This window comes from Nodosilinea sp. P-1105 (assembly GCF_012911975.1).
GTDB lineage: Bacteria > Cyanobacteriota > Cyanobacteriia > Phormidesmidales > Phormidesmidaceae > Nodosilinea.
Genome location: NZ_SMDQ01000032.1, coordinates 1 through 11,914, shown reverse-complemented (window position 1 = coordinate 11,914; position 11,914 = coordinate 1). Strand labels below are relative to the sequence as shown.

Genomic DNA, 11,914 nt, shown 5'->3' with positions numbered 1-11,914 from the left:
ACCTTTTATCCTGAAACCGATTAGCCAGTGACTGCTTCCCTTCTCCAAGCCCCGCGTTTGCATCGCACCGTCCTTCCCAATGGCCTGACGGTTTTAGTTTTAGAAAATCCAGTCGCCGATATTGTCTCAGCTCGACTGTTTATCCGGGCGGGTAGCGCCTTTGAAACCGCCAAAGATGCTGGAATAGCCAGCTTTTTAATGGGGCTGCTGACTAAGGGGACCGAAGCCCAGTCCTCCATGGACATTGCGGAGACGGTGGAATCGGTCGGAGCCAGTCTAGGTACCGATGCCGCTGCCGACTACAGCATCATTAGCCTGAAAACGGTATCCAGCGACTTTGCTGACATCTTTGCCCTGGCGGCTGACCTGCTGCGCCAGCCCAGCTTTCCTGAGGCTGAAATTGACCTGGAAAAGCGGCTCACCCTGCAACAGATCCGCTCAATGCAAGAGCAGCCGTTTACGGTGGCGTTTAACCAACTGCGCCAGGCCATGTACGGCGATCATCCCTACGCCTTGCCGGGCATTGGCACCGAAGCCAGCGTCACCGCCTTCGACCAGGACACATTACGGGCCTTCCACCAGCGCCATTTTCGACCCGATAATCTGGTGATTACCATTGTCGGCCGGATCACCCCTGAGGACGCGATCGCCCAGGTCGAAAAAAACCTGGGGGATTGGGTTGCCCCGGCCTCGTTACCCGCCACCCCGGTGTTTCCGCCGGTGACCCCCAGCGGCACCTGCACCGTCACCACCCAGGACACCAATCAAGCGGTGGTGATGGTGGGCTATACCGCCGCCCCAGTCAAGCATCCAGCCTACGCCACCCTGAAGTTGCTGAATACCTACCTGGGTAATGGCCTTTCCAGTCGCCTGTTTGTAGAACTGCGGGAAAAGCGGGGGCTAGCCTATGATGTATCCGCCTTTTATCCGACCCGGTTAGGGATGTCCCAGTTTGTTACCTATATGGGCACGGCCCCCACCAATGCCGCGATCGCCCTGGAGGGGCTACGTTTTGAAGTCGAGCGGCTGCGGGACACGGTGCTGTCGGAAGAGGAGTTGCAGGCTGCGAAAAACAAGCTTCTGGGTCAGTATGCCCTGGGTAAGCAAACCAATGCCCAAATTGCCCAAATGCTGGGCTGGTACGAAGTGCTGGGGCTAGGGGTCGATTTTGACGAACAGTTTCAGGAGATGGTGACGGCGGTCACCCTGGTGGATGTGGAAGCTGTGGCCCAGGAATTTTTCCACAGCCCCTGCATTTCCCTGCTGGGGCCAGAGGCGGTTGTGGGGCCACTGGCGGCTGAACTCGCTTAGGGATGGGTACTCAATACCAAATATCCATTAGAGCAGGCATCCCTAAGACCGGTGGGCACTGCCCTACAGCTTCGCCCTCTCCCTAAATCCCTCTCCCAAGCTTGGGAGAGGGACTTTGAAAGCTTCGACTCTCCTGCTCCTATTTTGGGCTACCTGGTACACCATTAACTCGCAGATCTCTTACCCCGCAATGGATTCCCGCCCGCAGGGGAATAACCTTGGGGCTTTATTACCTTGCGAGTCCCTTAGTACACTGCGGCCTACCTCAGCCACCTATACCCCACACCCGCCACCTAACACCCGCTCGCTCTCCTGTGCAAAAAAGCTGAAGAAATCGCCAAAATCCTGACACTGCCCCTATGGTGAAAGGGTTGCCCCCTTGGAGCGATCGCCCATGCCCCTATTCACCACCCCAGTCAACTGGGCTGCCTTACAAAATGGTTCTGACATTCGCGGCGTTGCCCTGGAGGGGGTACCCGGCGAGGCGGTAAACCTGACCCCCGAGGTGGTGACCACCCTGGGCCAGGCCTTTGTCACCTGGCTGGCCACTAGCCTGGATAAGCCAGCGACGGATCTGACTGTCGCCATCGGCCGCGACAGTCGCCTGTCAGGGCCTACCCTGATGCAGGCCGCGATCGCGGGGATGACCGCCCTGGGCAGTCGGGTGCTGGACGTGGGCATGGCGTCTACCCCCGCCATGTTCATCAGCACGGTGCTACCTGACTTTGCCTGCGATGGCGCAATTATGCTGACTGCCAGCCACCTGCCCTTCAACCGCAATGGCCTCAAGTTTTTTACCCCCCAGGGAGGGCTGGGCAAAGCCGACATCAGCGCCATTCTGCACCTGGCCGAGCCGGGCCACTTTACCCCAACTCCCCGCCCCGGTTCTGTGGAGCAGCGGGACCTGATTGCCGCCTATGCTGACCGCCTGGTGCAGCAGATCCGCCAGGCGGTGAACCACCCCGACCACTTTGAACAACCCCTGCGGGGACTGCACATTGTGGTGGATGCCGGCAATGGGGCCGGTGGCTTTTATGCCAGCCAGGTGCTAGAACTCCTGGGGGCTAACACCAGCGGTAGCCAGTTTCTAGAGCCCGATGGCACCTTCCCCAACCATATGCCCAACCCGGAAAACGAGGCGGCCATGGCCTCAATTTGCCAGGCGGTGATAGCCCAGGGGGCTGATTTTGGCATCATTTTTGACACCGATGTTGATCGTGGGGCCGCCGTTGACCATGAGGGCCGCGAACTCAACCGCAACCGGCTGATCGCCCTGATCGCGGCCATTGTATTGCGGGCCCATCCGGGTTCCACCATCGTCACCGACTCCATCACCTCCGACGGCTTGACCCAGTTTATCGAAACCGAGTTGGGGGGCATTCACCACCGGTTCAAGCGGGGCTACAAGACTGTGATCAACGAAGCCCAGCGGCTGAATGCCAGCGGTCAACCCTGCTGGCTGGCGATTGAAACCTCGGGCCATGGGGCCATGAAGGAGAACTACTTTCTGGATGATGGGGCCTATTTGGTCAGCCAGTTGCTGGTGGAATTGGCCAAAACCCACCTGGCCGGTCAGCGCTTGACGGATCTGATTGCCCACCTGCAGGAACCGCAGGAAAGCCGAGAGTTTCGCCTGAAGATTCAAACCCCTGACTTTAAGCCCTATGGGACCGAGGTGATTGACCAGTTGCATCGCTTTGTTCAGCAGCAGCCCGACTGGAGCCTGGTCCCCAACAATTACGAAGGGGTGCGGGTAGCCTGCGAGTCGGCCCAGGAGCAGGGCTGGTTTTTGCTGCGGCTTTCCCTGCACGATCCGGTGTTGCCCCTGAACATTGAATCGAACGTCAGCGGTGGGGTGGCGGCGATCGCCCAGCGCCTGCACGACTTTTTTGCCCCCCTGACCGAGCTGGATTTGTCGGCATTAGCAGAATAACCCAAGGCCTATGGTTTCCATGTCTAAGCTACCCAAATGGGCGATCGTGGGGTTAGCCTTTCCCCTGGTATGTCTGAATAGTTGGCTGCTGTACAAGCTGGGCATGCTGCTGCAGCCAATCACCAGTATCGTGATTACCGCCAGCCTGGTGGCCTTTTTGCTGGACTATCCCATTGGTTTGCTGGAAAAGCAGGGGGCTAAGCGAGGCGTAGCGATCGCGGCTGTACTGCTGACCACCATTACCCTGACCACCGTGCTAGTAATCTTCTTGGGACCGCTGGTGTGGCAGCAACTGAACGACTTTGCCGAGCGCCTACCCCGTTGGATCGATCTGGCGAAGACCCAGCTCCTGCGTCTGGAAGAGCGGGCCATGTTTCAAAACCTGCCCGTCGACCTCGACCAGCTGACAGTAGAGGCTGCCAACCAACTGTCTAGCGCCCTGCAAACTGGCACCAGCCAAGTGATTAATGTCACCCTCAGCACCCTGGACAAGACCCTCAATCTACTGATTACAGCGATCCTGGCTATTTTACTGGTGATTAATGGGGAACCCCTGTGGAGGGGGCTGCTGAGCTGGTTTTCTGAGCCCTGGCAAAACCATATTCGTAGCGCCCTACGCCCCAGCTTTCGAGGCTATTTTTCCGGCCAGGCCACCCTGGCCCTGATTTTGGCCACCGCCCAATCGATCGCCTTTGTGTTGCTGAAGGTGCCCTTTGGCCTCTTGTTTGGCCTCGGCATTGGCCTGGCCAGCATTATTCCCTTTGGCGGCACGGTGGCGATCCTGGGGGTGAGTACCCTGTTGACCTTTCAAAGTCTAGGGCTAGGGCTGAAGGTGCTGCTGGTGGCTGCCGTCCTGGGCCAAATTAATGACAATTTTATTGCCCCCCGGTTGATTGGCGGCATCACGGGTTTGAATCCGGCGGTGGTGGTCATCGCCTTGCTGGTTGGGGCCAAATTTGCGGGGTTCCTGGGGCTGCTACTGGCCGTCCCGACCGCTAGCTTTGTTAAAAAGATAGCCGATATCGTCCGCACCGCCCCCAGACCTGAGCGAGCAGACCAATAAGATCAGCCAGTTAACAAACTGAACCTCTACCCCATTCACCGGCTGGATAAACCTGCTGTGATAGTGACTACGGCTTGGCTCTAGCCTTTCCTTTAGGAGAAATCGCTGCGCGTTCTCCCTCAACCGCTGAGAGCCAGAAACCGATACCAGGGCCGATCGGGTAATCCCCATTATTTTTTGGAGAACGTTCATGATCCTTTGGCGACACACGATAGGCGTCAGTTTAGGTTTGGTAGCGGCCAGTAGCCTGTGGACGGTAGCCCAGGCTTACCCCAGTCCGGCAGACAGTGAAGCCGGGCTGGATTTAGTGCTAGTCGATCAACTGCTCCCTGAAACCCCAGAGACTGAGTATGGGCAGATGGAGGAGATAGCCCCCAGCCAGGACCGGCTGGAGGTACTGAACCAGGAAGCTGTGGTGGAGCTGGCTCCTGGATTGGAGTCTGAGCCAGTCGAGCCCCAGACCCTGGCGATCGCGCCCGTCACCCCAGACATTTTGGCGCAGCTTTCTGAGGAAAAACTGGCGGCGATCGCGGCTATACTTTCCACAGCGGAAGCCCCAACCCGTGAAAACCTGGTGGCAGAGCTGCCCCCAGAGGTGTTATCTCACATCGATGTTCTCCCTGTGATCGAACGGCAGGTGGGCCGCCGCCGCTGGATGCCCACAGGGTTGGTCAGACGGTTGCGGGTACCCCAACGGGTGTCCGCGTTGATTCGCCAGCCGAGAAATACGGCCCTGGTCATGCTGGGTAACCACATTGTGGTGGTGAACCCGGTCACAGGGGCGATCTTGGGGGCGGTGCTGTCAGCCCTATAGGCCAGCTAAACCATGTCCAGTTCAGTCTCTGGAGTTTTCCCCAGGCGAACTCCAGGGATGGACTTGGCGTTGGTTGAAACTTTCTCCTCCCTTCATGAATCAATACAGACCACTAGCTAAAAATGTTGTTTCGAAGTTGAGCTATCGCCTGTTTTAGATGACCTAGATCATGGCTGCAAATGACATAAATCTCGTCAGGATCGATGTTGAAGTAATCATGAGCCAGAATATTGCGGATGCCCTTGATGCTTTCCCAATCAATACTGAGTTCTTCATCTTCAAGCTTACTATCGGTCGCTTCCTCGATGCGGCGAATGTTCTCGCTAATGGCAATCAGCATCATGCTAATGCCATCCAATCTGTCTAGTCCGTCATCGTTGCAGGTAAAGTCATCAGGCGACTGAATTCCGGCAAATCGTCGTTCAATTCTACGAATGGCCTCGTCGATTTCAAGCAACAGCTCCAGCAAAAGTGAACGGTTATACATACCGGGCCTCTTGATCAATTCGGGCTTTGAGGTAGGGATTCATAGTGGGGCGATAGCGGATCACATCCACGGATCGACCTAATAGGGCTTCTAATTCAGCCTTGAGTCGCACGCGCTGGAGCAGGTCGGGTTTCATGTGAACCACGATATCGATATCGCTGCTAGGAGTAGCCTCGCCACGGGCAACGGAGCCAAAAATCCCAATACGAGTCACGTCATAGCGCGTTTGTAGATCGGGCTGGTGGTGGTGTAGCCGCTGCAAAACTTGGGCTAGGTTGATTTCGCTATTATCCATACCAGGATAGGTTTTGGGATAAAGATGAGGTGCAAGGCTGCACTGCTGATTGAGTTATACCAGTTTTGACATTGACTGAGCCAACTATAGGGCGGTGGCAATGGTTCCAGACCTAGGGCTCATTGGTCATGTTGGGTAATCACATTGTGGTGGGTGAACCCGGTCACAGGGGCGATCTTGGGGGCAGTGCTGTCAGCCCTATAGGCCAGCTAAACCATGTCCAGTTCAGTCTCTGGAGTTTTCCCCCAGGCGAACTCCAGGGCTTGAGCTGAATTTGGTTTAGAATGCGGTTTTGGCCCAACGGCAACCTTTTCCCTGTGCAGACGACCCGGTTTGAGCGGTTACAGCCAGTTTTGATCCTCCTGTCAGTGGCGGTGGGGTTGGCCCTCGCCCCCTTTGATCATTGGCCCCCTGATTGAACTGCCCGTCCTGGCTCTGGTCTCCCAAGCCCTACTCTGGATTCGCCGTCGGGGGCTCTGGCCACACACTGCGCAACACTGACAGCAGCAGCCAGATGGGGGCGAGCTGGTCAAACCTACTGCGATCGCAGCGCTTCCGCAGCTACCCCACACCAAAATCTTGAGACATCAGCTTAGCTGTGACTAGGCCACCTGACCTGTCACCACGGCTAATGACGATTGTTGGTGTGACCAAAGACCAGGAGTAAGACGTTTGGTAGAGTTGGTGTTGTAGGCACCTGGTTCAGTGAGCTAACTTTGAGGCTATATACCCATTACTTGGATCCATGAAAATCACCCTTGATATTCCTGACAGCATTGCTAGCCAACTTGCAGATAGCCCTGAAACCCTTACTCGCCGCTCTCTAGAGTTGCTGGCTGTTGAAGCCTATTGCAAAGGTAATATTGGCGCTGGGGAAGTTGGACAACTTTTGGGTTTCGCCTCCCGATGGGATACCTATGACTTTCTCAAGCAAAAAAACGCTGAACCACCTTACCGCGCCATTGATATGGAGAATGATGCAGCCACTTTGAGGGAGCTTCTCTCCTGATATGCGGGTTGTTTCCAATACGTCCCCAATTACTAAACTCCAGCAGACTAATTTTCGGGCATCCTCAAAGTTGATAAAAAAGTTGCGTCAAAAGCATAGCTAGAGATTATTTGCCAATTGATTGAGGAGAGTCAGAAATGTCAGCAGGCGGTCATCAGAATACTGAGGGAGCTGATCGCAGCATTCAGATTCAGGAGAGTGCGGTGGGCAGTGCGATCGTCTCTGGCGATGGCAACACCATCTATGTGATTCACCAGACCCCGCCACTGCGCCAGGGATCTGCTGCTGACACCTCGGCTAAACTTGGCCCCAACCCTTACCAGGGACTGGCGGCGTTTACGGAATAGGATGGCGATCGCTACTTTGGTCGCGAAACCCAGATCCAACGCCTCTGGCAACGGTTCCAGGCCCTGGCCGCCCAATCCACCCAGACCAACCCTGTCCATCACCAAAACCCGCGAGTTTACTACCGATTACAAACCGGTTTGCTGCCTTAGTAAAGCAATACGTCCACTTAGCTTGTCTCGCATTTCTTGCTCAGTACGTTTCAGCAGTGGCAGTGCTAGGCCCTGTTCCAGCAGCGATTTAGCCCGCTCTAAATTGCCATTCTCAATCTCCAACTCAGCCAGTTCGACACAAGCAGGTAAGTTGACCTGCTGACCTATCGAATTCTCATAGCAGTTACGAGCTGCGGGGATATCACTAAGGGTATAACGATAGAATTGGCCAAGCTGACAGTACATAAAGCCATTCAGCCGATTATCAAACTTTATAGCTTGCTCGAAATGAGCTATCGCCCATCCATAACAAGATTCTCCTTTAATTTGAAATGCTTGAGTCATTAAGAGATGAGCATAACCGTGCTTTGAGTTTTTCTTAAGAACCCAATTAATTTTTTTGATCGCTGCATCAGGACTAGGCGACTCAGTGAGCAGCAGCAGTTCTGCATAGCTCAGATTGATAAAGTCAATTGTTTTCGACAATTGTGGAATTTGAGATACCTGTGCTCTAGCGGCCCCAAATGTTTTACGGTATATTTTCTCAGCCTTTTCGAACTCACCCTGATCTCTGAAAAAGTTAGCTGCATGGATGTAATTTTGCCATTTATCAGGGGGTAAGTTAGATTTAGTCACATTGGTAGCTAAGGCATAGCAGGTGACTTGGTCAAGATAGTCACGAAAATAGCCAAAGATAAGGTTTTGGATCGATTTATTTCCAAGATGTTGCTGGAGCACTAGATCTGTAGCTGGTTGATAGAGGTCAGGAGAAGCATGGTGATAGAGAACAGGCAAAAAAGCTTCCCAGGAACTTTGTGGGGCTAGTCTTTGATCCCTGAGCCAATGCCACTGCTCGATAATCAAATCTTCTATATTTTTAATATCATCTCCTTGCTTTCCGATGAACGCTAAGAATTGAGTACGAACAGAACTATCTTCTGGATGCTGTTGGAGCCAGGTTTGAGTGGTGTCGATCGCATCCCGCATCTGTTGCTCTGTTCCCCATCGCTCCAAAAAGGTCAAAAACTGTCTGCGAACAAAATTATCTTCTATATGGTGTTGGAGCCAATTTTGGGTGTTGTCGATCGCATCCTGCCTTTGTTTATCTGTTCCCCATTGACTCAAAAAGGCTAAAAAGTGAGTGCGAACAGAACTATCATCTGGATGCTGTTGGAGCCAGGTTTGAGTGGTGTCGATCGCATCCCGTCTCTGTTTATCTGTTCCCCATTGACTCAAAAAGGCCAAGAATTGAGTGCGGACATTAGTATCTTCTGGATGCTGTTGGAGCCAGATTTGGGTGTTGTCGATCGCATCCTGCCTTTGCTTATCTGTTCCCCATTGACCCAAAAAGCCTAAAAATTTAGTGCGAACAGAACTGTCATCTGGATGCTGTTGGAGCCAGGGTTGGGTAGTGTCGATTGCATCCCGTCTCTGTTTATCTGTTCCCCATTGACTCAAAAAGGCTAAAAAGTGAGTGCGGACAGAACTATCATCTGGATGCTGTTGGAGCCAGGTTTGAGTGGTTTCGATCGCATCCTGCCTTTGTTGCTCTGTTCCAGACTTAGAGATTCGCGATAGCCAATGTGAACACTCCCACGAAGTTTGCGGTTGCGTACCCAATAAAGCATCAAGACAGCGGTTTTGATCATCTCTCCGATTCAGTAAGGTGTAAACCTTATGCCAATTTACCCAGCTGGATATAGTATTTCCCTGCTGCTGAACCGCTTCTATTTCTTGTGTGTAGTATTTCAATATAGATCCGACCAGGTCTACAGAACCGTTGAGTGTAAGCAGCCTTATGCTATGACGAAGCCAGCGTTCCTGCATTTCCTCGCTCGCATCTAAACCAGGAACAATCTTATGCAGATTTTGCTCCAGCAAAGGCGGTTGGGACCAGGCATAGGGTTGATTAGCTGACCCAGGTCTATAATCCAAGTCCATCACAGTCTTGGCAATTAGTTCATGAATTGGAAACAGCCCCTCATAACCAGCATAGGTTGTTGTTTCTACCAGACCTTCTAACTCTGTCAGAATCAACTGTTCAGACCAATTGCCAGCGGGTAAGCAAAGGCGCAAAACCTCAAACGGTACAATCACGTTGTACTGAAAGAAACTACACAGTATCCCATAGGCTTGATAAATAGGGCGATCATCGCTACTCGGTAAACTTTTGACAATATCCCGCAATATGGCGTCAAAGGGTTTCCCCTCCGAGAGCTGCAACATCAACACCAGCATAATTGGTGAGTCCAACAGTACTTCTCGTTCTGCGTTGGACTTACCTACAAGATGACTTTGGACTTCCGGCAAGGCCAGAATTCGCTCTTTCTCGGCCTGACTGGGCTTATTCAAATCGAGGCAAATCGTCTCATAGCCTGTGCCATCAAGTTCGGTGTGACGATCTTCATTGGGGCGAGTTGTAGCAATAATCGTCAGCGGAAAAAATAGTTCTGTTTGCTCCAACTCCTCCAAAATGGTTTCATCCCGGAAGACATCATCGGTGATCACATAAAAATGTTCGCCCCCAGTTGCTTCGGAAACAGTCAGTAATTCTTCTAACCAGCCCGCCTGATCCGTCCCCTGTTTGTGTAGCACTCGTTTTCCCTGGCCGACGAGTTCGTGAGCCAACCACCGCAATAGAGCCGTTTTGCCAGCCCCCGGTTCCCCCCGAATTAGCATCAACGAAATTCCTGGCTGTTGAGCTAGCCGCTGAGTCTGTTGCAGGGCCACCCCTTGTTGGTCGCGCTCCACATAGTTTCCCTGAAACAGCATCGACCAGTTTGCCCCTGGTAGACGCAACATCTGAGCACGGGCCTGGTTGCTTGCAACTCGGGCAGCCACTGCCTCAAAAAAAGCTGCATCCAGGACATCGTACTTTTTCTCATCGCCGAGCTGCTTAAGGATAGTTTGCAGCGCATCTTCTTCTTGTGTTAGAGCTTCTGCCCTGGCTCCGTAAGTTGCCAGAGTAATCGCTCCGCCTGAACTCAAAACTACTGGTTCTTGCCCAGAACCAGACAAGCCCTCATCTATCGCTGTATTTACATGTGATGCCAGTACTCGGCCATCGCGTCCTGGACTGGCCAATCCATCCAGCAGTACCTTGGTAAACAAACTAAACTCTGGCCCCTCGTAGGCTTTCTCATGCCCCCGGCAGGCCGCTGCTAAAAAATAGTTGCGATCTCCCTGCTGAAATGCAGTGAGCGACCGAGTAATTAGGCTCCGTTCTAGAAGCCTACCCGCGTGGCAGCAGTCCAACAACACCACGACACTGCTACAAGCCGCCCTTATAACCAACTTGTTTAAGCTTTCTAGAGAAAGCCCCCGTTCGCTAACGGTCGTTGCTGTGCAGTCAGAAGCCACTAGGTAACCAGTTATCTCGGCCAAGCTGTCTGTAAATTCGTACCCATGGCCGCTAAAGTAGATGAGCGCTTCGTTCCGTCCGGCATGCTCAAAAAACTGACTAATCTCTGCCCCTAGCTCTGCCCCCGTAAGCGCAACATCAGGGGCAACCTCATAGCACCCTTGCCCCCCGTTCCAATTCTGCTTTTCCGCATTCCACCTCTGTGGCAAGCGCGTGACTTCCCAATTACCATACTTCTCTAGAACCTGGGCTACCGCCTCGGCATCCTGAGTTGATTTTTCTAAATCCTGAAAGCCCGATCCACTGTACTTCTGGATACCGATGACTAAAGCGTATCGAGGCATAGCCGCTAAACCTTGAGTTGTGGAACTGGGGTTTCACCTACCATACCCAAACAAGCCGCCAGGTGCCACTTCCGGACAGATTATTCTAAAATCAGTTAGATTTGCTTCAAATTTAGAACTCAACGAGGTAAATCGATGTCGGAGCTCACTCGACTTCTAGTCGAAGACAACGGTACTATCACCGAAATCTATGTAGAAGCCCCTCCCACACCTCCAATTGCAGAACCATCCCGCTCAGGCACCCGGCCTGGAGAAAAAGGAGTAACCGACGAGGTTTTGCTTAAAATGGAGGAAATTCAGTCAAACATCACGGCCTATGCCAATTTTGCTATTGGTGCCTTTCAACGTTTGGGCGGGGCTGAGGTCGAAGAACTCAATCTGAAATTTGGTATCAAGTTAGGCGGTAAGACCGGTGTCATTTTTACCGAGGGCAGTGCTGAGGGCAGCATGGAAATCTCGGTGAAATGTAAATTCCCTCCTAAATCTCCCAATCAATAATAGAGCACGACTGGAAGTGACCCGGTAGGGAAACAGCCTTGGGTGGGGTGGGTAAAGCCAGCGATCGCATTCGCGGCTACCTGTTGGCCCGCAGCGACGTGGATGAGACCGTACGGCTGGCGCGGCGCACCTGTGAGTGGCACGCTTGGCGGTAGGGCAGGGATTTAAGGTTTAGCTACAAAGGTGGGTATGGCATGAAATTGCAAGGCACCATCATCATTCCCGGGGGTGTGATTTAAGCCGGGAAACCCTCTAAGTGAAAGGGACTGAGGGTTTGTGCTTTTAGTGACTGACGGGCAAGG

The 11,914-nt window shown here is 53.1% G+C and carries 10 protein-coding genes; 7 read left to right on the top strand and 3 right to left on the bottom strand.

Annotated elements, in window-relative coordinates; translation table 11 throughout:
* Positions 1 to 27 precede the first annotated feature (27 nt).
* The 4 genes from E1H13_RS14450 (at position 28) to E1H13_RS14435 (ending at position 5,121) form a co-directional block, all read left to right on the top strand.
* Positions 28 to 1,311: a pitrilysin family protein gene (locus tag E1H13_RS14450; protein ID WP_169614125.1), complete on the top strand. Its 1,284-nt coding sequence runs from the start codon at positions 28 to 30 to the stop codon at positions 1,309 to 1,311.
* A 394-nt stretch (positions 1,312 to 1,705) separates the two neighbouring features.
* Complete coding sequence (locus E1H13_RS14445) at positions 1,706 to 3,244, top strand: phosphomannomutase/phosphoglucomutase (protein ID WP_169614124.1); 1,539 nt, start codon at positions 1,706 to 1,708, stop codon at positions 3,242 to 3,244.
* Between the two features lie 19 nt (positions 3,245 to 3,263).
* Positions 3,264 to 4,307, top strand: coding sequence for an AI-2E family transporter (locus E1H13_RS14440; RefSeq protein ID WP_240966638.1), 1,044 nt, complete (start codon positions 3,264 to 3,266; stop codon positions 4,305 to 4,307).
* A gap of 190 nt (positions 4,308 to 4,497) precedes the next feature.
* Positions 4,498 to 5,121 carry a hypothetical protein gene (locus E1H13_RS14435; RefSeq protein ID WP_169614122.1) on the top strand — a complete coding sequence of 208 codons (624 nt, stop codon included), beginning with the start codon at positions 4,498 to 4,500 and terminating at the stop codon, positions 5,119 to 5,121.
* A 112-nt stretch (positions 5,122 to 5,233) separates the two neighbouring features.
* On the opposite strand, the gene E1H13_RS14430 is transcribed toward E1H13_RS14435, so the two are convergent.
* Entirely contained in the window at positions 5,234 to 5,608 is a 375-nt protein-coding gene (locus E1H13_RS14430) for a HepT-like ribonuclease domain-containing protein (protein WP_169614121.1), read from the bottom strand.
* Positions 5,601 to 5,903: a nucleotidyltransferase family protein gene (locus E1H13_RS14425; protein ID WP_169614120.1), complete on the bottom strand. Its 303-nt coding sequence runs from the start codon at positions 5,901 to 5,903 to the stop codon at positions 5,601 to 5,603. Before E1H13_RS14425 ends, E1H13_RS14430 begins: the two co-directional genes overlap by 8 nt.
* A gap of 745 nt (positions 5,904 to 6,648) precedes the next feature.
* On the opposite strand from E1H13_RS14425, the gene E1H13_RS14420 reads away from it, so the two are divergent.
* Positions 6,649 to 6,912, top strand: a complete 264-nt coding sequence (locus E1H13_RS14420; protein WP_169614119.1) for a UPF0175 family protein — start codon at positions 6,649 to 6,651, stop codon at positions 6,910 to 6,912.
* A gap of 137 nt (positions 6,913 to 7,049) precedes the next feature.
* Positions 7,050 to 7,259, top strand: a complete 210-nt coding sequence (locus E1H13_RS14415) for a hypothetical protein (protein WP_169614118.1) — start codon at positions 7,050 to 7,052, stop codon at positions 7,257 to 7,259.
* 126 nt (positions 7,260 to 7,385) lie between these two features.
* Here E1H13_RS14415 and E1H13_RS14410 read toward each other — a convergent pair whose 3' ends face one another.
* Complete coding sequence (locus E1H13_RS14410) at positions 7,386 to 11,114, bottom strand: caspase family protein (RefSeq protein ID WP_169614117.1); 3,729 nt, start codon at positions 11,112 to 11,114, stop codon at positions 7,386 to 7,388.
* 135 nt (positions 11,115 to 11,249) lie between these two features.
* Between E1H13_RS14410 and E1H13_RS14405 the strand changes: the two genes are divergently transcribed.
* Positions 11,250 to 11,612, top strand: coding sequence for a CU044_2847 family protein (locus E1H13_RS14405; protein ID WP_169614116.1), 363 nt, complete (start codon positions 11,250 to 11,252; stop codon positions 11,610 to 11,612).
* Positions 11,613 to 11,914: the final 302 nt, after the last annotated feature.

Bases quoted from the DNA above. Each gene is read 5' to 3' on its own strand.
- E1H13_RS14425 (WP_169614120.1), bottom strand. From the start codon at position 5,903: ATGGATAATAGCGAAATCAACCTAGCCCAAGTTTTGCAGCGGCTACAC.
- E1H13_RS14445 (WP_169614124.1), top strand. From the start codon at position 1,706: ATGCCCCTATTCACCACCCCAGTCAACTGGGCTGCCTTACAAAATGGT.
- E1H13_RS14420 (WP_169614119.1), top strand. From the start codon at position 6,649: ATGAAAATCACCCTTGATATTCCTGACAGCATTGCTAGCCAACTTGCA.
- E1H13_RS14440 (WP_240966638.1), top strand. From the start codon at position 3,264: ATGTCTAAGCTACCCAAATGGGCGATCGTGGGGTTAGCCTTTCCCCTG.
- E1H13_RS14430 (WP_169614121.1), bottom strand. From the start codon at position 5,608: ATGTATAACCGTTCACTTTTGCTGGAGCTGTTGCTTGAAATCGACGAG.
- E1H13_RS14415 (WP_169614118.1), top strand. From the start codon at position 7,050: ATGTCAGCAGGCGGTCATCAGAATACTGAGGGAGCTGATCGCAGCATT.
- E1H13_RS14410 (WP_169614117.1), bottom strand. From the start codon at position 11,114: ATGCCTCGATACGCTTTAGTCATCGGTATCCAGAAGTACAGTGGATCG.
- E1H13_RS14435 (WP_169614122.1), top strand. From the start codon at position 4,498: ATGATCCTTTGGCGACACACGATAGGCGTCAGTTTAGGTTTGGTAGCG.
- E1H13_RS14405 (WP_169614116.1), top strand. From the start codon at position 11,250: ATGTCGGAGCTCACTCGACTTCTAGTCGAAGACAACGGTACTATCACC.